This window comes from Roseibium salinum, assembly GCF_026240905.1.
Lineage (GTDB): Bacteria > Pseudomonadota > Alphaproteobacteria > Rhizobiales > Stappiaceae > Roseibium > Roseibium salinum.
Map to the genome: position 1 here is coordinate 955,855 of NZ_JAPEVI010000003.1, position 21,430 is coordinate 977,284.

Annotated in this window: 15 protein-coding genes and 2 pseudogenes; all 17 read left to right on the forward strand. The window is 60.9% G+C overall.

The window, feature by feature from the left end; translation table 11 throughout:
• Positions 1–14 precede the first annotated feature (14 nt).
• The 17 genes and pseudogenes from nuoG (at position 15) to dnaE (ending at position 21,344) form a co-directional block, all read left to right on the forward strand.
• Positions 15–2,079, forward strand: a pseudogene (gene nuoG / locus ON753_RS09025) (NADH-quinone oxidoreductase subunit NuoG).
• 16 nt (positions 2,080–2,095) lie between these two features.
• Positions 2,096–3,154 carry an NADH-quinone oxidoreductase subunit NuoH gene (gene nuoH, locus ON753_RS09030; RefSeq protein ID WP_265962197.1) on the forward strand — a complete coding sequence of 353 codons (1,059 nt, stop codon included), beginning with the start codon at positions 2,096–2,098 and terminating at the stop codon, positions 3,152–3,154.
• Positions 3,151–3,387, forward strand: coding sequence for a hypothetical protein (locus tag ON753_RS09035; RefSeq protein ID WP_265962198.1), 237 nt, complete (start codon positions 3,151–3,153; stop codon positions 3,385–3,387). The genes nuoH and ON753_RS09035 overlap by 4 nt, the downstream gene beginning before the upstream one ends.
• Before the next feature lie 20 nt (positions 3,388–3,407).
• Positions 3,408–3,896: an NADH-quinone oxidoreductase subunit NuoI gene (nuoI, locus tag ON753_RS09040; protein ID WP_265962199.1), complete on the forward strand. Its 489-nt coding sequence runs from the start codon at positions 3,408–3,410 to the stop codon at positions 3,894–3,896.
• Between the two features lie 92 nt (positions 3,897–3,988).
• Positions 3,989–4,603: an NADH-quinone oxidoreductase subunit J gene (locus ON753_RS09045; RefSeq protein WP_265962200.1), complete on the forward strand. Its 615-nt coding sequence runs from the start codon at positions 3,989–3,991 to the stop codon at positions 4,601–4,603.
• Positions 4,604–4,702: 99 nt separating this feature from the next.
• Entirely contained in the window at positions 4,703–5,011 is a 309-nt protein-coding gene (nuoK, locus tag ON753_RS09050) for an NADH-quinone oxidoreductase subunit NuoK (protein WP_265962201.1), read from the forward strand.
• 6 nt (positions 5,012–5,017) lie between these two features.
• Positions 5,018–7,021, forward strand: a complete 2,004-nt coding sequence (nuoL, locus tag ON753_RS09055) for an NADH-quinone oxidoreductase subunit L (RefSeq protein ID WP_265962202.1) — start codon at positions 5,018–5,020, stop codon at positions 7,019–7,021.
• Positions 7,021–8,547 carry an NADH-quinone oxidoreductase subunit M gene (locus ON753_RS09060; RefSeq protein WP_265962203.1) on the forward strand — a complete coding sequence of 509 codons (1,527 nt, stop codon included), beginning with the start codon at positions 7,021–7,023 and terminating at the stop codon, positions 8,545–8,547. Before nuoL ends, ON753_RS09060 begins: the two co-directional genes overlap by 1 nt.
• A 23-nt stretch (positions 8,548–8,570) precedes the next feature.
• Positions 8,571–10,010: an NADH-quinone oxidoreductase subunit NuoN gene (gene nuoN, locus ON753_RS09065; protein ID WP_377047045.1), complete on the forward strand. Its 1,440-nt coding sequence runs from the start codon at positions 8,571–8,573 to the stop codon at positions 10,008–10,010.
• A gap of 8 nt (positions 10,011–10,018) precedes the next feature.
• Positions 10,019–10,792, forward strand: coding sequence for a biotin--[acetyl-CoA-carboxylase] ligase (locus ON753_RS09070; protein ID WP_265962204.1), 774 nt, complete (start codon positions 10,019–10,021; stop codon positions 10,790–10,792).
• A 36-nt stretch (positions 10,793–10,828) separates the two neighbouring features.
• The gene (locus ON753_RS09075) at positions 10,829–12,502 is read left to right on the forward strand and encodes a ribonuclease J (protein WP_265962205.1); all 1,674 of its coding nucleotides are present in this window, start codon (positions 10,829–10,831) and stop codon (positions 12,500–12,502) included.
• A gap of 106 nt (positions 12,503–12,608) precedes the next feature.
• Positions 12,609–13,013, forward strand: a complete 405-nt coding sequence (gene mce / locus ON753_RS09080; protein ID WP_265962206.1) for a methylmalonyl-CoA epimerase — start codon at positions 12,609–12,611, stop codon at positions 13,011–13,013.
• Between the two features lie 4 nt (positions 13,014–13,017).
• Positions 13,018–13,308 (forward strand): DUF1467 family protein, encoded by a 291-nt coding sequence (locus ON753_RS09085; RefSeq protein ID WP_265962207.1) that lies wholly within the window; start codon positions 13,018–13,020, stop codon positions 13,306–13,308.
• A gap of 591 nt (positions 13,309–13,899) precedes the next feature.
• On the forward strand, positions 13,900–15,231 hold the full coding sequence (gene proS / locus ON753_RS09090) for a proline--tRNA ligase (RefSeq protein WP_265962208.1): 1,332 nt from the start codon (positions 13,900–13,902) through the stop codon (positions 15,229–15,231).
• Positions 15,232–15,310: 79 nt separating this feature from the next.
• Entirely contained in the window at positions 15,311–16,615 is a 1,305-nt protein-coding gene (locus ON753_RS09095) for a lipoprotein-releasing ABC transporter permease subunit (protein WP_265962209.1), read from the forward strand.
• Positions 16,616–16,625: 10 nt separating this feature from the next.
• Positions 16,626–17,342 carry an ABC transporter ATP-binding protein gene (locus tag ON753_RS09100; protein WP_265962210.1) on the forward strand — a complete coding sequence of 239 codons (717 nt, stop codon included), beginning with the start codon at positions 16,626–16,628 and terminating at the stop codon, positions 17,340–17,342.
• A 499-nt stretch (positions 17,343–17,841) separates the two neighbouring features.
• A pseudogene (gene dnaE, locus ON753_RS09105) lies at positions 17,842–21,344 on the forward strand (DNA polymerase III subunit alpha).
• Positions 21,345–21,430: the final 86 nt, after the last annotated feature.

Consider the following 21,430-nt stretch of genomic DNA (forward strand, 5'->3'; position numbering starts at 1 on the left):
TTGGAGAGCAACGGATGACGAAGCTCATCATCGACGGCAAGGAAGTGGATGTCCCGGCGGACTACACGCTGCTTCAGGCCTGTGAAGAGGCGGGCGCCGAGGTTCCGCGCTTTTGCTACCACGAACGGCTGTCGATTGCCGGCAACTGCCGCATGTGCCTTGTGGAAGTGAAGGGCGGACCGCCCAAGCCGACCGCGTCTTGCGCCATGGGCGTGAAGGACCTGCGTCCCGGCCCGAACGGCGAACCTCCGGTGGTGGAAACCAGGTCCGAAATGGTCAAGAAGGCCCGCGAGGGGGTGATGGAGTTCCTGCTCATCAACCACCCGCTGGACTGCCCGATCTGCGACCAGGGCGGCGAGTGCGACCTGCAGGATCAGGCCATGGCCTACGGGGTCGACGCGTCGCGCTTTGCCGAAAACAAGCGTGCGGTCGAAAACAAGGAAATCGGTCCGCTCGTCAAAACCATCATGAACCGCTGCATCCACTGCACGCGCTGCGTCCGTTTTACCACGGAAGTCGCGGGTGTTTCGGATATGGGCCTGGTCGGCCGCGGGGAAGACGCGGAGATCACTACCTACCTGGAAGCGGCGCTTTCGTCCGAACTGCAGGGCAACGTGGTTGACCTTTGCCCGGTCGGCGCGCTGACCTCCAAGCCTTATGCTTTCAATGCGCGTCCGTGGGAACTGACCAAGACCGAAGGCATCGATGTGATGGACGCGCTCGGATCCGCGATTCGCATCGACACGCGCGGCAAGGAAGTCATGCGCATCATGCCGCGGCTCAACGAGGAGATCAACGAAGAGTGGATCTCCGACAAGACCCGCTACATCTGGGACGGGCTGAAGACCCAGCGTCTCGATCGGCCCTATGCGAAGAAGGACGGCAAGCTCCAGCCGGTCTCCTGGGCCGAAGCCTTCCAGATCATAGCCGACAAGGTGAAAGACGTTTCGGCCGACAGGATCGGCGCATTGGCCGGGCAACTGGCCGGCGTTGAGGAAATGTTCGCCCTGAAGAGCATGATGGAGAAGCTCGGCGTCGCCAACATCGACAGCCGCTTCCCGGGCTCGCCGCTGCACCCCGGCAAAGGCCGCGCCAGCTACATCTTCAACTCCACCATCCAGGGAATTGAAGATGCCGATGCGATCATGCTGATCGGCACCAATCCGCGCCAGGAAGCGCCGATCCTGAATGCACGCATCCGCAAGCGCTGGACGCGCGGCGACATTCAGATCGGTGTCGTTGGCGAGAAGGCCGAACTGACCTATCCGGTGAACTATATCGGTGCCGGCCCGGAAAGCCTGAAACAGCTGGCCGACCACATGCCCGTCACGGCCGAGCGCCCGATGTTCATCATCGGACAGGGCGCGCTCAACCGTCCGGACGGGGCACAGGTCCTGGCCGCGGCCGCAGCGGCTGCCAAGGCGCTCGGGGTCGTCAAGGACGGCTGGAACGGCTTCAACATCCTGCACACGGAAGCTTCCCAGGTCGGCGCTCTCGATATCGGTTTCGTACCGGGCGAGGGCGGCAAGGACACGGGCGCCATGCTGGAGCCGGGTGCGCTCGACGTGCTGTTCCTGCTGGGTGTCGACGAGGTCGAGGTGCCGGAGGACGCATTCGTCATCTATCAGGGCACCCATGGGGATCGCGGCGCGCACCGTGCGGACGTCATCCTGCCGGGGGCAGCCTATACGGAAAAATCCGCGATCTACGTCAATACCGAGGGCCGGGTCCAGATGTGCGAACGCGCGGCGTTTCCGCCGGGCGATGCCCGGGAAGACTGGGCGATCCTCAGGGCACTGTCTGCCAGCCTCGGCGCGACACTGGATTACGATCTCGCTCAGCCAGCTCCGTGCGAAACTGTTCAAAGCTGTCCCGCATATGGCCGCCATCGACGAGATCGAGGCCGGTGATGCGGCCGATCTCGGAAAGCTGGGCAAGGGATCGGCCAAAACGAACAGTGCCGGATTTGCAAATGTGATCCGGGACTTTTATCTCACCAACCCGATCGCTCGCGCTTCCAAGGTAATGGCCGAGTGTTCGGCGCTCGCCCGGACGCGAGCGGCAGAAGCAGCAGAATAGGGGGTAGGGGACCGATATGGCTGAGTTCATGACGACCTACGGCTTGCCGTTCCTCTGGATCGCGTTCCAGAGCGTTCTGCTGATGGTCGTGCTTCTGGTGATCGTCGCTTACATTCTCTACGCCGACCGCAAGATCTGGGCCGCCGTCCAGATCCGCCGCGGCCCGAACGTCGTCGGCCCCTGGGGCCTTCTGCAGAGCTTCGCCGATCTTCTGAAGTTCGTGCTGAAGGAGCCGGTGATCCCGGCCGGATCCAACAAGATCCTGTTCCTGCTGGCGCCTCTGGTGTCCGTGCTTCTTGCCCTGTCGGCATGGGCGGTGATCCCGGTCGCGGACGGCTGGGTGATTGCCAATATCAATGTCGGCGTGCTGTTCGTCTTCGCGGTGTCCTCGCTTGAAGTCTACGGCGTGATCATTGGTGGCTGGGCCTCGAACTCCAAATATCCGTTCCTTTCGGCGCTTCGCTCGGCCGCGCAGATGGTGTCCTATGAAGTCTCCATCGGCTTCGTGATCGTCACCGTGCTTCTGTGCGCCGGAACGCTGAACCTTTCCGGTATCGTCAATGCACAGCAGACCGGTCTTGCGGACCTGCTCGGCGTGCCGTGGCTGTCGTTCCTGAACTGGTACTGGCTACCGCTTTTCCCGATGTTCGTCGTGTTCTTCATCTCCGCGCTCGCAGAGACGAACCGTCCGCCGTTCGATCTGGCCGAAGCGGAGTCGGAACTGGTTGCCGGTTTCATGGTCGAATACGGCTCCACGCCGTACATGATGTTCATGCTCGGGGAATATGTCGCCATTTCCCTGATGTGCGCATTGATGACCATCTTCTTCATGGGCGGATGGCTGCCGCCGTTCGATTTCGCACCGTTCACCTGGGTGCCGGGCGTGGTCTGGTTCCTGCTCAAGTGCCTGCTTGGCTTCTTCATGTTCGCCATGGTGAAGGCAATGGTGCCGCGTTACCGCTATGACCAGCTGATGCGCCTGGGCTGGAAAGTGTTCCTGCCGCTGTCGCTGGGGATGGTCGTGGTCGTCGCTGCCGTGCTGATGGTCATGGGCTGGGCGCCGGGCGCGGCGTGAGTATCTCGCTCGCCGGTGTGATCGGCGCAGCCATCGGGCTCTACGTCGGCTGGCTCGATTACAGGATCCTGAAGGGCATGCTTCAGGCGGCCGAGACGAAAAACAGACAGGCGGGCGGCGACGGTGGCGCCGCCGCGAAATACAAGGCGCTGTTGAGCGCGGTGATTTTTGTGGTTCCGGTGATCGGCTTTCCGATCATCGGCTATTGGGCCGCCAGTGCGCTGGCTGGCTGAGGAAAGAGAGGCAAAAAGCGATGGGACTTAGTCAAGCCGTCAAATCGCTGTTTCTGCAGGAGTTCGTTTCGGCATTCTTTCTGGCGATGCGTTACTTCTTCAAGCCGAAGCCGACGATCAACTATCCGTTTGAAAAGGGCCCGGTAAGCCCGCGTTTCCGGGGCGAACACGCGCTGCGCCGCTATCCGAACGGTGAAGAACGCTGCATCGCCTGCAAGCTGTGCGAAGCCATCTGCCCGGCGCAGGCGATCACGATCGAGGCCGGTCCGCGCCGCAACGACGGCACCCGCCGCACCACGCGCTACGACATCGACATGGTCAAATGCATCTATTGCGGCTTCTGCCAGGAGGCCTGCCCGGTGGATGCGATCGTTGAAGGGCCGAACTTCGAATTCGCCACGGAAACCCGTGAAGAGCTCTACTACGACAAGGACAAGCTGCTCGCCAACGGCGACCGGTGGGAGCGTGAAATCGCCCGCAACATTGAAATGGACGCTCCTTACCGCTAGGAGCTAATCGAACACTTCGAATTCAGCCCGGCAATTCGGCCGGGCCCCGCATTTCCGGCCGGAACCGGCCACACGACAGGCAGGTCTTTGAAATGATCCTGGAAGCCCTCTTTTTCTACCTGTTCGCGGGCGTCACGGTGGCGTCCGCCTTCATGGTGATCGCGTCGCGCAATCCGGTGGCGTCGGTTCTGTTCCTGATCCTGGCCTTTGTGAACTCCGCCGGCTTGTTCATTCTCCTGGGGGCGGAATTCCTGGCACTGATTCTGATCGTGGTCTATGTCGGCGCGGTGGCGGTGCTGTTCCTGTTCGTCGTCATGATGCTGGACGTCGATTTCGCGGAGCTTCGGCAGGGCTTCCTGCAGTATATGCCGATCGGTGCCCTGATCGGGCTCATTCTGCTGGTCGAAATCCTGATGGGTCTTGGAGCCTGGGTCATCGCGCCGGAAATGCTGGGGCAAGGTGCTGAGCCGACGCCGGCGCTCAGCACGATGAGCAACGTCCAGGCGCTCGGGTCCGTCCTTTATACGAAATACATCTACTTCTTCCAGGTCGCCGGCCTGGTGTTGCTGGTGGCGATGATCGGGGCGATCGTCCTGACGCTGCGCCACAAGCCGAATGTCAAACGTCAAGACATTCCGACCCAGATTGCGCGGTCACGCGAAACTTCGATCGAGGTCCGGAAGGTGGAGACGGGCAAGGGTATCTGACGCAGGACGTCTGCGTTTGTCGAGATAGTCCGGATACCGGCACGCTCCTCCGTGCGGTTTCCGGTTGGGGTTAAACGAGGGGAGCACGGCGAGGCGCCCATGGAAATCGGTCTGTCGCACTATCTGTCGGTCGCGGCGATCCTGTTCACGATCGGGATCTTCGGGATCTTTCTGAACAGGAAAAACGTGATTGTCATCTTGATGTCCATCGAACTGCTCCTGCTGTCGGTGAACATCAATTTCGTCGCCTTTTCGTCGTTCCTCGGCGACATGATGGGGCAGATCTTCACGATGCTGGTGCTTACCGTGGCCGCGTCCGAAGCGGCGATCGGCCTGGCAATCCTGGTGGTCTTCCACCGGAACCGCGGCTCGATCGCGGTTGAAGACATCAACATGATGAAAGGGTAGGAGCTGATGTATTCCGCAATCCTGTTCCTGCCGCTTATCGGCTTCCTGATCGCCGGCCTGTTCGGCCGCGCCATCGGAGCCAAGGCCTGTGAATATATTACCAGCGGCCTGCTGCTGCTGGCGGCTCTCCTGTCCTGGATAACCTTCTTCGGCTTCTGGCTCGGCGGGTCCGAGGCGCAGATCGTCGAACTGTTCCGCTGGATAGACACGGGCAACCTGAACGTTTCCTGGTCGATCCGCGTCGACACGCTGACGGCCGTCATGCTCGTCGTGGTCAACACGGTTTCGGCCCTGGTGCATGTCTATTCCATCGGCTACATGCATCACGATCCGCACCGGCCGCGCTTCTTTGCCTATCTGTCCCTGTTCACCTTCGCGATGCTGTCGCTGGTGACGGCCGACAACCTACTGCAGATGTTCTTCGGCTGGGAGGGTGTCGGCCTGGCATCCTATCTGCTGATCGGCTTCTGGTATCAGAAGCCGTCCGCGAACGCGGCGGCCATCAAGGCCTTCGTCGTCAACCGTGTCGGCGACTTCGGCTTTGCGCTCGGTATCTTCGGCGTGTTCTACGTTTTCCAGAGCATCGAATTCACGACCATTTTCAATGACGCGCCGTCCTTCGTCGAAGGCCAGGGCGAAGCCATGACGTTCCTCGGCTATCACCTTGATCCGCAAGCGGCGCTGACGGCCATCTGCCTGCTGCTGTTCATGGGCGCGATGGGCAAATCCGCCCAGTTCCTGCTGCACACCTGGTTGCCGGACGCGATGGAAGGCCCGACGCCTGTCTCCGCGCTCATCCATGCCGCCACCATGGTGACCGCCGGCGTGTTCATGGTGGCGCGCCTGTCGCCGCTGATGGAACTGTCGCCCACCGCCCTGACGGTGATCGTCTTCTTCGGCGCAACCACGGCGTTCTTCGCCGCAACCGTCGGTCTCGTCCAGAACGACATCAAGCGTGTCATCGCCTATTCGACCTGTTCGCAGCTTGGCTACATGTTCGTGGCGCTCGGTGTCGGTGCCTATTCCATCGGCATCTTCCACCTGTTCACGCACGCCTTCTTCAAGGCGCTGTTGTTCCTGTGTGCCGGCTCCGTGATCCATGCGGTCTCCGACGAACAGGACATGCGCAAGATGGGCGGGCTTCGCAAGCACATCCCGATCACCTACTGGACGATGATCATCGGCACGCTCGCGCTTACCGGTGTCGGCATTCCGTTCACCCATCTCGGCTTCGCAGGCTTCGTGTCCAAGGATGCGATCATCGAGGCCGCCTTTGCCGGATCGATGGGCGAACATCCCAACCCGATGGCGATCTACGGCTTCTGGCTGACGGTGATCGCAGCCGGACTGACATCGTTCTATTCGTGGCGCCTGGCGTTCATGACCTTCCACGGCAAGGCGCGCGCGCCCGTCGATGTCATGAAACACGTGCACGAATCGCCGCTGGTGATGACAATTCCGCTGTTGGTGCTGTCGATCGGTGCGATCTTCGCGGGGATGGTGTTCTACGGGCCATTCTTCGGCGAAGGATACGCGGAGTTCTGGCAGGCTTCGCTGTTCACGTCCGAAGCCAACCATATCCTGCACGACATGCATGAAGTGCCGGCCTGGGTGAAGGTGTCGCCGTTCGTGATGATGGTGCTCGGTCTCCTGGTCGCCTATCAGTTCTATATCCGCTCGCCGGAAATGCCGAAGCGGCTGGCCGAGCGCCATTCCGGGCTCTACCAGTTCCTGCTCAACAAGTGGTACTTCGACGAACTCTATGATTTCCTCTTTGTCCGTCCTGCAATGCGGCTCGGCCGCGTGCTGTGGAAGAAGGGCGACGGCGCCGTCATCGACGGCTACGGCCCCGACGGGATCGCCTCCCGCGTCCAGAACGTGACGACCTGGGTCGTCAGACTGCAGACCGGATATCTCTATCACTATGCATTTGCGATGCTGATCGGTGTGGCTTTGCTTATCACCTGGTCGATGTTCACCGGTGCCGGCACCGGCGGGGGTGCACACTAATGATTGACTGGCCAATTCTGTCACTCACTACCTTTTTGCCGCTGCTCGGCGTGCTCTTCATTCTGCTTGTTCCGGGCGAGGATGAGGGCAGCAAGAAGAACATCCGCATGGTCACGCTCGTGACCACGGGGGTCACCTTCGTGCTGTCGCTGGCGATCTGGGCGTTCTTCGACTATACCAACCCCGGCTTCCAGTTCGTCGAACAGCGCGACTGGCTGGGCGGGAATATTTCCTACCGGATGGGCGTGGACGGCATTTCGGTGCTGTTCGTCATCCTGACGACCTTCCTGATGCCGTTCTGCGTCCTAGCGTCGTGGGAAAGCGTTCAGAAGCGCGTCAAGGAATACATGATCGCGTTCCTGGTGCTGGAAACGCTCATGATTGGCGTGTTCTGCGCGCTGGATCTGGTGGTCTTCTACGTGTTCTTCGAAGCCGGCCTCATCCCGATGTTCCTGATCATCGGCGTCTGGGGCGGCGCACGGCGCGTCTATGCGTCCTACAAGTTCTTCCTCTACACGCTGCTCGGATCGGTTCTGATGCTGATCGCGATCATGACGATGTACTGGAACGCGGGCACCACGGATATCGAACAGCTTCTGGCGCATTCGTTCCCGGCAGGCATGCAGACCTGGCTCTGGCTGGCGTTCTTCGCGTCCTTCGCGGTGAAAATGCCCATGTGGCCGGTGCACACCTGGCTGCCGGACGCGCACGTGGAGGCGCCGACGGCCGGTTCGGTGATCCTGGCGGGCGTTCTGCTGAAGCTCGGAGGCTACGGCTTCCTGCGCTTCTCGCTGCCGATGTTCCCGATCGCATCCGACCTGTTCGCGCCGATGATCTACACGCTGTCCGTGGTGGCCATCATCTATACCTCGCTGGTGGCGCTGGCGCAGGAAGACATCAAGAAACTGATCGCCTATTCCTCCGTCGCCCATATGGGCTACGTGACCATGGGCATCTTCACGATGACCCATCAGGGCGTGCAGGGCGGCATCTTCCAGATGCTCTCCCACGGTATCGTGTCCGGGGCGCTCTTCCTATGCGTCGGGGTGATCTACGACCGGATGCACACCCGGGAGATCGCCGCCTATGGCGGTCTGGTCAACCGGATGCCAAAATACGCGGTGGTATTCCTGGTTCTCACAATGGCCAATGTCGGCTTGCCCGGCACGTCCGGCTTCGTCGGCGAAATCCTGACGCTGATGGGTGTGTTCCAGGTGAATACGTGGGTTGCGTTCTTTGCGACCTTCGGCGTGATCCTGTCCGCCGCCTATGCGCTCTACCTCTATCGCCGCGTGATCTTCGGTGCGCTGGAGAAGGAAAGCCTCAAGTCGATCCTCGACCTGGATTTCCGGGAGAAGGCCATCCTGATCCCGATGGTGCTGCTGACCGTCTTCTTCGGTTTCTATCCGATGGCGATCCTGGATGTGACCCAGGGAGCGGTCGACAATCTGATCACGCAATACACTGCGGCCCTTGATGCTGCCGGGATCACCAAGCACGCGGCTGCCGCCGCCGTGTCTCACTAAGGTTTCGAGGACGAGACAGAGCTATGTCAGATATGACCCAATTGCCAGATCTCATGCCGGTCCTGCCGGAGATCATCCTTGCCCTCGGAGCCATGACGTTGCTGATGGTCGGCGCCTTTGGCGGCAAAAGCGTCAGCTATGCCGTATTCGGCGGTGCGATGGGCCTGCTCGGCGGCACCTTCATGGTGCTGCTGCTGGTGCCAACCTACGGCGAAACCTTTGGCGGCTCCTTCATTCTCGACGAGTTCGCCTATCTCCTCAAGCTGCTCGTCCTGGCCGGCTCGTTTTTTGCGATTGCCATGTCCTGGGCCTACGCAAAGAGCCAGTCGTTCGATCATTTCGAGTATCCGATCCTGATCGTCCTGGCGACGCTCGGCATGATGCTGATGCTGTCGGCCAACGACATGATCGCGCTCTATCTGGGCCTCGAGCTGCAGAGCCTTGCGCTTTACGTGGTGGCTGCAATCAACCGCGACAGCGTCCGCTCCACCGAGGCGGGCCTGAAATATTTCGTTCTCGGATCGCTTTCCTCCGGCATGCTTCTCTACGGCATGTCCCTGGTCTACGGCTTCACCGGCCAGATCGGTTTCGGGGAGATCGCCGAAGCCCTGTCCGCAGGCGGCGCCACGATCGGCCTCGTTATCGGCCTGACCTTCATTCTGGCCGGCCTTGCCTTCAAGATATCCGCGGTACCGTTCCACATGTGGACGCCGGACGTCTATGAAGGCGCACCGACGCCGGTTACGGCCTTCCTTGCCGCCGCACCGAAAGTGGCTGCCATGGGCATGCTGGTGCGGATCGTCGTGGAAGCCTTCCAGCCGGTGACCAGCGACTGGCAGCAGATCATCGTGTTCGTATCCATCGCCTCCATGGCGCTTGGCGCATTCGCGGCGATCGGCCAGAGAAACCTGAAGCGGCTGATGGCCTATTCCTCGATCAGTCATATGGGCTACGCGCTTGTCGGCCTTGCCGCGGGCACGCAGACCGGCGTCGAGGGCGTCATCTTCTACATGATCGCGTATCTCGGCATGACGCTCGGCGTCTTCGCCTGCATCCTGTCCATGCGCCGCAAGGACGGCATGGTGGAGGAAATCACCGATCTTGCTGGCCTTTCGCAGACCAACCTGCCGATGGCGATCCTTCTCGGACTGATGATGTTCTCATTGGCCGGAATTCCGCCGCTGATCGGCTTCTTCGGCAAGTGGTACGTGTTCGCGGCCGCGGTCGAGGCGGGTCTTTATCCGCTGGCGATCATCGGTATCGTCATGTCGGTGGTCGGGGCCTTCTATTACCTGCGCATCGTCAAGGTGATGTTCTTTGACGAGCCCGTGGAAGCCTTTGAGAAGATGCCAATGGAACTGCGGGTCGTGCTGGGACTTTCCAGCCTCCTTGTCGTCTTCTTCTGGCTTGCGCCCGGCCAGGTGGTCACTGCCGCCAGTGCCGCGGCGCAGTCGCTGTTCTGACGCCGGGCATGAGCGAGAAGGGTCTTGAACGTCCGGCGCCGGGTGCGCCGGACTTTCGCATTGAAGAGCACGAGAGCGTCAGCTCGACCAATAATCTTTGTTTTGAGCGGGCGCGCAGCGGACATGCGGGAGGGCTCTGGATCCGCGCACAGATGCAGACCGAGGGCCGCGGGCGCCGGGGACGGGACTGGCAGTCGCCCAGGGGCAATCTGTTTGCCAGTCTGCTGCTGATCGACCCGCAACCGGCCGACAGAATAGGCGAACTGCCGCTTGTTGCCGCTGTTGCGCTGTCGGAAGCCGTTGACAAATCGGCCGGTACACTGCAACTGGTATCGCTGAAATGGCCCAACGACCTTCTGGTCGACGGGGCAAAGCTTTCCGGCATCCTGCTGGAGGCCGAAACCCTGGGCGATGGCCGCCAGGCGGTGGTCATCGGGTTTGGCGTCAACTGTGTTTCCCACCCGCCGCTTTCGCTGTATGAGGCAACGGACCTCAGGAGCCTTGGTTTTCAGGTGACCGCTGAAAGACTGTTCGATGCCCTTGCGGCCGCCATGGCGGAACAACTCGCCCATTGGGGGCAGCCGGGCGGATTCGAGACTATTCGCCGTACCTGGCTGAGCCGGGCGGCACACCTGGGCAAGGCGATCACGATCAAAACCGCCCAGGAAGAGATTACCGGCGTTTTTGCCGATCTGGATGCCCGCGGACATCTGGTGTTGAAACAGAATGATGGCCGCCAGCGTACGATTTACGCAGGCGACGTGTTTTTGACCGGGGACTGACTGCGGGCCTGAGAACAGGTTTTGAAGGAGCAATCAATGGCTTCGGCCAATAAAAATGACATAGTGTTTCTGCCGTTGGGTGGTGTCGGTGAGATCGGCATGAACCTGGCTCTCTACGGCTATGGCCCGGAGGACGATCGCACCTGGCTGATCGTCGATTGCGGCGTCAGTTTCGCCGGGCCGGAACTTCCGGGCATCGATCTCGTCCTGCCGGACATCAAGTTCCTGGAAGAGGAAGTCGACAACATCGCCGGCATGGTGATCACTCATGCCCATGAGGACCACTACGGGGCCATCATGCATCTGTGGCCGTTCTTGAAGGTGCCTGTTTATGCAACACCTTTCACGGCTGCCATGCTTGCATCGAAAATCGAAAGCGAGCCAGGCGCGGAAGAGGTTCCGGTAACGATCGTCCAACAGGGTGAGCGGCACAAGATCGGGCCGTTCGATGTCGAGTTCGTCGCGATGGCCCATTCGATTCCGGAACCCTGTGCGCTGGCGATCCGCACGCCGGCCGGACTGGTCTTCCATACCGGCGACTGGAAAATCGACAACATGCCGGGCGTTGGCCTGCCGATCAACATGGACCGCCTGGCCGCGCTCGGCCGGGAAGGCGTCATGGCGCTGATCGGCGACAGCACCAATGCGGTGCGCGACGGCGTCAGCCCGAGCGAAACGGAAGTGGCGGAAGAACTCGGCAAGGTGATGGCCAGGGCCAAACACCGGATCGCCGTGACGACCTTTGCCTCGAACGTCGCCCGTATCCGCGCGATTGCCGCCGCCGCCGCCCTCAACCAGCGGGATGTGGTGGTGGTCGGCCGGTCGATGCACCGGGTGATCGATGTGTCACGCGAACTCGGTTACCTGGAGGGCCTGCCGGCGTTTCACGAGGAGGAAGCCTACGGCTACCTTCCGCGGGAGAAGACGGTGTTGCTGTGTACGGGGTCGCAAGGGGAAAGCCGTGCTGCGCTGGCGCGGATCGCTGCCGGCGAACACCGCAATGTGGCCCTTTCGTCGGGCGACATGGTGATCTTTTCCTCGCGCACCATTCCCGGCAACGAGAAGGCCGTCGGCGAGGTCATGAACAACCTTTCGGACAAGGGCGTCGAAATCATCACCGACCGGGATGCGCTGGTCCACGTTTCCGGCCACCCGCGCCGCGGGGAACTGGCGCAGCTCTACAAGCTGCTTCAGCCGAAAGTCCTGGTTCCGGTCCATGGCGAACCGTTGCATCTTGCCGCCCATGCCACGTTTGCCAAGGAACACGGCATTCCCGAAGTGGTTCGCGGCAAGAACGGCGACATCATCCGCCTGAATGCGGGCAGGGCCGCGATCATCGATGAAGCGCCGTCCGGCATTCTGGTGAAGGACGGGGATATCCTGGACGATCCGGAGGTTACCGGTGTCAAGGAACGGCGCAAGCTGTCCTTTGCAGGTGCTGCCGTGATTGCCCTGGTCGTCGACCGGGCAGGGGCGTTGCTCGCCGATCCGGACGTGACGCTCATGGGACTGCCGGACACGGACGATGACGGCGTGCCGATGGAAGACGTCGTCACCAAGGCGGTGACCGGTGCGGTGACGAGCATTCCGAAAGCCCGGCGGAAGGACAAGAACGTTATCGCCGAAGCCGCGCGGCGCGGTGCCCGGGCCGGTATCCTGGAGGTCTGGGGCAAAAAGCCGCTCTGCAAGGTGATGGTGACCCAACTATAGTTGGCCTCGGGGGCGGGATCGGCGGACGTTCGACCGGGAGCGGCTGGACGTCCGACAACGGGTCGACGTCGAAGTGTCGGTGCTTCCCACGCGGAGGAGTGTGCAAATGATCGGACGGCTTAATCACGTGGCAATCGCGGTGCCGGATATCGAGGCCGCGGCGGCGGTATACCGGGATACGCTCGGGGCCGAAGTGTCGGCGAAGGAAGAACAGCCGGATCACGGTGTCAGCACGGTATTCATCACCCTGCCGAATACGAAGATCGAGCTGCTCGAGCCGCTCGGCGACAATTCGCCGATCGTGAAGTTTCTGGAAAAGAACCCGTCCGGGGGCATCCATCACGTATGCTACGAGGTCGATGACATCATCGCGGCCCGCGACCGATTGGTGGCAAGCGGCGCCAGGGTTCTGGGCGACGGGGAACCCAAGATCGGCGCCCATGGAAAGCCGGTGCTGTTTTTGCATCCGAAGGATTTCCTGGGCACACTGACGGAACTGGAAGAGGCTTAAGGCAATGTCCGTGGCGTTCGGCCTGGCGGTTTATTTCATGATCTGGTGGATCATTCTGTTCGCGATCCTGCCGTTCGGCCTGCGCCGGACACAGGAGGAGGCAGGCGAAGTCGTGCCGGGTTCCGAGCCAAGCGCTCCGGACAGACCGCAATTCCTCAGAGTGATCATCCTGACAACCATCGTCACAACCGTGATTTTCACCAGCTATGTGGCGCTTCGGCAGTCAGGGTTCGGGCTGGACGATATTCCATTCCTCAAGCCGCCCGCGAACAGCTACAACAGTCCTGGAAATTAGCCCGCCATTCGGCCGGAGTATTACAAAAGAAAAAGGCAGAGCCAAGCTCTGCCTTTATAAAGTTCCGCGTCTAAATTGACCCTGATCCCTTACCGACTGATATTTCAATCTGGCTGGGCGGCTGCAAACCGAAAGGTGCGCCTGAGGGTCCTTCCTCCCAAGACTCAGACCGCGATGTCCTTGAGCTTCTTAGCATTTCTGCCAAGGCATCTTCTTTTTATGAGAATGGAAACTAGCCGATTGAATCAGGATTGTCACCTATTTGTCGCGGTTCGCCTATTTTTTTTGCCTGCCTAGTTTGTATGCTGGCGATTGTACTCAAGGCTCGATTGTTTAACCGTCTAAAATGAGCCGGCAAAGCGGTTCGCTTTCCATTTTCCGGCTTCTTTTTCCTGCAAGTTGTGCGCCCGGGAAGTGCCCCGCCACCCATGGGATAGAGCGACCAGACAGGCACGGGGTGAGGCCGGGCGAGCGCTCATTATCCAAGCGTGGCACAGAATATGAGAAATGCGGGACGGGGGCTTGTTTTTGGGCGTGGCTTGCGCTTTGACTGCGCATCAAACTGGCGTTGCCAAAATTGAGAGAAACTTCATGCGTCTTTCCCGATATTTTCTACCCATCCTGAAGGAAACTCCCAAGGAAGCAGAAATTGTTTCCCACCGCCTGATGCTTCGGGCCGGCATGATCCGCCAGCAGTCGGCAGGGATCTATTCCTGGCTGCCGCTGGGATTCAGGGTCTTGCGGAAGATTGAACGGATCGTGGAAGAAGAGCAGGCACGCGCCGGGGCCATTCAGCTGTTGATGCCGACCATCCAGTCCGCAGATCTGTGGCGCGAAAGCGGGCGCTACGATGCCTACGGCAAGGAGATGCTGCGCATCACGGACCGGCACGAGCGGGACATGCTCTTCGGCCCGACCAACGAGGAGATGATCACCGACATCTTCCGTGGATACGTGCGCTCCTACAAGGACCTGCCGCTGAACCTTTACCACATTCAGTGGAAGTTCCGCGACGAGACGCGTCCGCGTTTCGGCATCATGCGCGGCCGCGAATTCCTGATGAAGGATGCCTATTCCTTCGATCTGGATCAGGCAAAGGCCGTGGAGGCCTATAACCGCATGTTCGTCGCCTATCTGCGCACCTACAAGCGCATGGGCCTGACCGCTATCCCGATGCGGGCGGAAACCGGACCGATCGGCGGCGATCTCAGCCACGAGTTCATCGTGCTGGCGGAGACCGGCGAGAGCGCGGTCTATTGCCATGCCGATTATCTGAGCAAGGCGACGCCGGGCGAGGAAGTCGATTTCGACGCCGACCTGCGGCCCATCGTCGACGACTGGACGTCGCATTACGCGGCGACGGAAGACGTTGTCGACAAGGCGGAGTTCGAGGCAGCCGTTCCGGAAGACAAGCGCATTGTCGCGCGCGGTATCGAGGTCGGCCAGACGTTCTATTTCGGCACCAAGTATTCCGAGCCCATGGGGGCAAAGGTCGCGACGGCGGACGGTACCGAAGTGCCCGTCCACATGGGGTCCTATGGTATCGGGGTCTCACGTCTTCTCGGTGCGCTGATCGAGGCCAGCCACGATGAGAACGGAATCATCTGGCACAAGTCGGTTGCCCCGTTCCATGTCGGCCTGATCAACCTGAAGCCGGGCGACGAGTTGACCGACAAGACGTCGGAGGATCTCTACGCCAGGCTGGAAGCCGCCGGCATCGAGGTGCTCTATGACGACACGGATACGCGCGCGGGCTCGAAATTCGCGACGATGGATCTGATCGGCCTGCCGTACCAGGTGGTTGCCGGCCCGCGTGGGCTGAAAGACGGCCTCCTGGAGGTCAAGGACCGCGCAACTGGGGAAAAGGAAATGCTTTCGCCGGAAGCCGCCTTGAACAAACTTACGGCGGCATTGACGGATTAATGAAGTCCGGTGATCCTCGGTGCGGGGATTCGGCCGCAGGCTGCTGCGGTCGGTTGGGCATTGCTGAAGTGGATGGACGATGACAGCGGCAGACACGGCAGACGTTGACCAGGACCGGGACGCGGCAAAACCCACACGCCCCTTTTCCACCTTTGAATGGATGATCGCGGGCCGGTACCTGCGCTCACGGCGGCGCGAGACCTTCATCTCCGTGATTGCCGGCTTCTCGTTTGCCGGCATCATGCTCGGCGTGGCGACCCTCATCATCGTCATGGCGGTGATGAACGGCTTCCGCTCGGAACTTCTCGACAAGATACTCGGCATCAACGGCCACATGCTCGTCCAGCCGATCGATATGCCGCTCACCGACTATGATGCTGTGGCGGGACGGCTTGAAGGCGTGCCGGATGTCGTCAGCGCCATTCCCTTTGTCGAAGGCCAGGCTCTGGTGTCCGGGCCGGCCGGCAATCTCGGCGCCCTGGTGCGCGGCCTTTATGAAAGCGATCTGCGCCGGGTGCCGCTGGTTGCCAACAATGTCCGTTCCGGCTCGCTCGACGGGTTCGGCGAAGGCGCGGGCGTTGCGATTGGCTCACGCATGGCTCAGCAGCTCGGGATCTCCGCCGGCGACAACATCACGATCATTTCGCCGCGCGGCAGCGTTACGCCCATGGGGGTAACCCCGCGCGTGAAGGCCTATCCGGTGACTGCGATCTTCGAGATCGGCATGAGCGAATATGACAGCACATTCGTGTTCATGCCCCTGGAAGAGGCGCAGGCCTATTTCAACATGGACGACAAGGCGACGGGTATCGAACTCTACGTGGTCGATCCCGACAATGTCGGCGTCATGAAGACCGCGATCGAGGATGCCGCGGGGCGGCCGGCCTTTGTTACCGACTGGCGGCAGCGCAACGTCACGTTCTTTTCCGCACTGGAGGTGGAACGGAACGTGATGTTCATCATTCTCACCCTGATCGTCCTGGTGGCGGCGCTGAACATAATCTCCGGCATGATCATGCTGGTGAAGGACAAGGGCAAGGACATCGCCATTCTGCGGACCATGGGCGCGACCCGCGGGTCGATCATGCGGATCTTCCTGATCACCGGTGCAAGCATCGGCTGCGTAGGTACGCTGGCCGGGTTCATTCTCGGCCTGATCGTCTGCCTCAACATCGAGAGCATCCGTCAGTTCGTCTCCTGGATGACCGCAACGGAGCTGTTCGATCCGACGCTCTATTTCCTGTCCAGGCTGCCGGCGGAAATCGACAACGGGGAGACCATCTCGGTCCTCGTCATGGCGCTGGCCCTGTCGCTGCTTGCAACGCTCTATCCGGCCTGGCGGGCGGCGCGGCTCGATCCCGTAGAAGCTCTGCGGTATGAGTAAGGAGGCGGAGATGAACATGGCTGTCGACCCGCGCAGGGCCTCCGGAGTGACCCCGGCGGCGCTGGAACTGACCGATATCACCCGCAGCTTCGACGAGGGAAACCGCAAGCTGCACATCCTGAAAGGCGCAAACCTGCGCATCGAAGCCGGAGAGATGGTGGCGCTTGTGGCACCCTCCGGCACCGGCAAATCGACCTTGCTGCACATTGCCGGGCTTCTGGAGCGGCCGGATGGCGGCAACGTGTTTCTCGGCCCGGTCAATTGCTCGGATCTGTCTGACGACAAGCGCACCGCGATCCGCCGCAACGACATCGGATTCGTCTATCAGTTTCATCATCTTCTGCCGGAATTCACTGCGCTGGAGAATGTGATGATGCCGCAGATGATTCGCGGCCTGTCGAAGAAACTCGCCGCTGAGCGAGCGAATGAGCTCTTGAAGTACATGAAGCTCGAAGAAAGGGTTACGCACCGCCCGTCCGAACTGTCCGGCGGCGAGCAGCAGCGCGTGGCCATCGCCCGCGCGGTTGCCAATGCACCGCGCATCCTGCTGCTCGACGAACCCACCGGCAATCTCGATCCGAAAACCGCCCACTACGTTTTCGACGCCCTGTCGGCCCTGGTGCGCGCTTCCGGCCTCTCCACGCTGTTTGCCACTCACAATCTTGAACTGGCGGGTCGAATGGACCGGTCGATCACCCTGCAGGACGGTCTGGTGACGCCCCTTTAGAGGCCATACCCCAGGTCAGACGAGAATGCCCTGATCCGCTCCGGATCTGAGGCAGTTCTCCCCGGGCGATGTGCTGCCTGGGAACAAAACAAAAACACACAGTTTTCGGCAAATTTGATATGCCGCACGGCAGCAGGAACAAAAAGGGCTTGTAAAAGGAACAAAAATAGAACATAACTTGTAACCATACGATAGGCCAAGATTTGGAGAGTGTGATGATCCATGTCGCTCGCGATTTTGCTGCTTTCAGCTCCCTGGTTTGTTTCTGCACGACGCTGATCGTCTGGGGCGATGTGCTGTTCTCCGTCAGCTGAGAGTAGAAGCTGTTCTGCGTGGCGAGTTTCTCCAGCGATCGAGGGAGGTCTCCGACCTGTCCTTCCGGGTCTGATGAACCGGGTGCGGTAAAGAACAGCGGTGACAACCTGATTGTCGGCTCGACAGAGCTCTTCTGAGGCGCTTCACTCGAGTGCTGATTCTGGAAGATGCTAAGAGCGCCGTGATGACTGGTTCCGAGACTGAAACGTTGACCCCGCTCAGGACGCCGAACGGCGAGGGTGAGGACGGATCCGGACCGGGCTTCGTGCATCTTCGGGTCCATTCCGCACTTTCGCTGCTGGAAGGTGCGCTGCCCATCAAGAAACTTCTGGATCTTGCCAAGGCCGACGATCAGCCGGCCCTTGCGATCGCCGATACCAACAATCTGTTTGGTGCGCAGGAATTTTCAGGCAAGGCCTGGAGCATGGGCATCCAGCCCGTCACTGCCTGTCAACTGTCGATATTTTTCAACGACGGCCTGGACAGTGGCCGCCGGAGCGAGCCTGCGCTCGCAGATGTCGTCGTGATCGCCATGACGGAAACCGGCTACGCCAACCTGATGGAGCTGACCTCCCGCGCTTTCCTCGATACCGATACCGGTCTCCGGCCGCATGTGTCGGCCGATTATCTCCTGTCCAAGTCGGAAGACGTTATCGTCCTGACCGGCGGTGCGCTTGGCCCGGTTGGGGCCGCTTTGCTGGCCGGGCGGAAAGATCTTGCCGGAGACCGGCTGCGGAAACTGGCGGCCGGTTTTCCCGGCCGCTGCTATGTCGAAATCCAGCGCCACGGCATGGAGGTCGAGAAGAAGACGGAAGATGCCTTCCTGGATCTTGCCTATGAACTGGGCCTGCCGCTGGTTGCCACCAACGAGGCCTTTTTTCCCAAGCGGGAGGACTACGAGGCCCATGACGCTCTGATCTGCATTGCCGAAGGCCGGGTGCTGATCGAGGATGACCGCCGACGGCTGACGCCCGAACACTATTTCAAGAGCAGGGCGGAAATGCGCGCGCTGTTCTCCGACCTGCCCGAAGCGCTGGCGTCGACCGTGGAAATCGCCCGGCGTTGCAGTTTCCGGCCGCTGCGCAGGGAGCCAATCCTGCCGCGGTTCGCCGCCACGAGTTCGGATCCGGAAGAGGCGGAACGGGCCGAGGCGGAAGAACTGAAACGCCAGGCCCGGGAGGGACTGAGGGCGCGTCTCGATGCACATGGCCTGGCGCCGGGCACTGAGGAAAAGGACTACTGGGAGCGGCTGGAATACGAAACCGGCATCATTGCAGGGATGAAGTTCCCGGGCTACTTCCTGATCGTTGCCGACTTCATCAAATGGGCGAAGACCAACGACATTCCCGTCGGACCGGGGCGAGGATCGGGCGCAGGCTCGCTGGTGGCCTGGGCGCTGACCATCACCGACCTCGATCCGATGCGCTTCTCGCTGCTGTTCGAACGCTTCCTCAATCCGGAACGCGTGTCGATGCCGGACTTCGATATCGATTTCTGCCAGAGCCGCCGCGAAGAAGTCATCCGCTATGTTCAGGAAAAATACGGCCGCAAGCAGGTGGCGCAGATCATTACGTTCGGCTCCCTTCAGGCCCGGGCCGTGCTGCGCGATGTCGGCCGTGTTCTGCAGATGCCCTACGGCCAGGTCGACCGGCTCTGCAAGCTGGTGCCCGCCAATCCGGCCAATCCCGTCACCCTCGCACAGGCCATAAGCGACGAACCGCGTCTGCGCGACGCGGCGAAGGAAGAGGAGATCGTCGAGCGGCTGCTGCGCATCGCACAGAAGCTGGAGGGGCTCTACCGTCACGCGTCGACCCATGCGGCCGGCGTGGTGATCGGCGACCGGCCGCTGGAACAGCTGGTGCCGCTCTATCGAGATCCGCGCTCAGACATGCCGGTGGCGCAGTTCAACATGAAGATGGTCGAAGATGCCGGCCTGGTGAAGTTCGACTTCCTCGGTCTCAAGACGCTCACTGTGATCGACACGGCCGTCAAGCTCATAGAGCGGCGTGGGATCAAGGTCGATGTGGCAGGCCTGCCGATCGAAGACGAAAAGACCTACCAGCTTTTGGCGCGCGGCGAGACCTTCGGCGTGTTCCAGTTGGAAAGCCAGGGCATGCGCCGGGCGATTGCCGGCATGAAGCCGGACCGGTTCGAGGACATCATTGCGCTTGTCGCGCTTTACCGGCCTGGCCCGATGGAGAACATCCCGGTCTACAACGCCGTGAAACATGGCGAAATGGAACCCGACTGCCTGCACCCGCTGCTTGAGCCCATCCTGATGGAGACGAACGGCATTATCGTCTATCAGGAACAGGTGATGCAGATCGCGCAGGTGCTGTCCGGCTATTCGCTCGGGGAAGCAGACCTGCTGCGCCGCGCAATGGGCAAGAAGATCGCGTCCGAAATGGAGGTCCAGCGAGCCCGCTTCGTCGACGGCGCGGTCGAGCGCGGCATCAACAAGACCCAGGCGGGGACGATTTTCGATCTCGTGGCGAAATTTGCCAATTACGGCTTCAACAAATCCCACGCCGCCGCCTATGCCCTGGTCTCCTATCACACCGCATGGCTCAAGGCGAACCATCCGGTGGAGTTCCTGGCCGCGTCCATGACGCTCGATGTCGGTAATACCGACAAGCTGGGGGACTTCCGTCAGGAAGCCCGCCGGATGGGGATTGAAATCGTCCCGCCGTCGATCAACCGGTCGCACGTCTATTTCGATGTCGCCGACGGCAAGATTCTCTACGCCATGGGGGCGATCAAAGGTGTGGGAGAGCACGCGGTCGAACACATTGTCGAGGTCCGGGGCGACAGGCCGTTCAAGAGTCTTGGCGATTTTGCCCGGCGTATTTCGCCCAAGGCGTTGAACAAAAGAACGCTCGAAAATCTCGTCACCGCCGGGGCTTTCGATGAACTGGAGCCGAACCGCGCGCGCGTCTTTGAGGGGCTCGACCGGATCATGGGCCTGGCGCAGCGTACGGAAGAAAACAGGGCGCTCGGCCAGAACGAACTGTTCGGTGGCAGTGACAGCGAAGAGCCGTTGCAGCTCGACGATGTGCCCGCCTGGAAGGATGAGGAAAAGCTGCAGCGGGAACATTCGGCCATCGGCTTCTATCTCTCCGCCCATCCGATCGATGCCTATGCGGCCATCCTGGAAAAGATGCGGGCGCAGCCCTGGGCGCAATTTGCCGAGGCGGTGAAAAGGGGGCGTCGCACGGACGGCTGGCGGGTACCGTCGTCTCCATGCAGGAGCGCAAGACAAAATCCGGCAGCCGTATGGGCATTGCCCGCCTCTCCGATGCGACCGGCCAGTTCGAAGCCCTGTTGTTCCGAGAAAAACTGGAGCAATACCGGGATGTCTTGCAGACGGGACGCTCCGTTGTCCTGTTGGTGGGCGCGGACATGCGCGATGACGAACCTTCGCTCCGTATCGAAAAGGTGGATCCGATTGAAGAGGAGGCCGCCCGGCTGCAGAAGAGCATGCGGGTCTTCGTCCGCGACGAACGCCCGATCCGGAGCCTTGCCAAACATCTTCAGGCGAGGGGCGAGGGCGATGTGACGGTGATTGTGCTTCTGGAAAACGGAACCCGGGAAGTGGAAGTGAAACTGCCCGGACGCTTCCGCCTGTCGCCGGAGATCGCTGGCGCGCTCAAGGCCGTGCCCGGAGTGACCGACGTTCAGGTGGCATGACGCGTTTTCGGGAACAGAATTGCGGTCGTTCAAAAGCGATTGAGCCTGTTTGCGACTTATTAATGCTGAATTGAATTGTCCCTGTG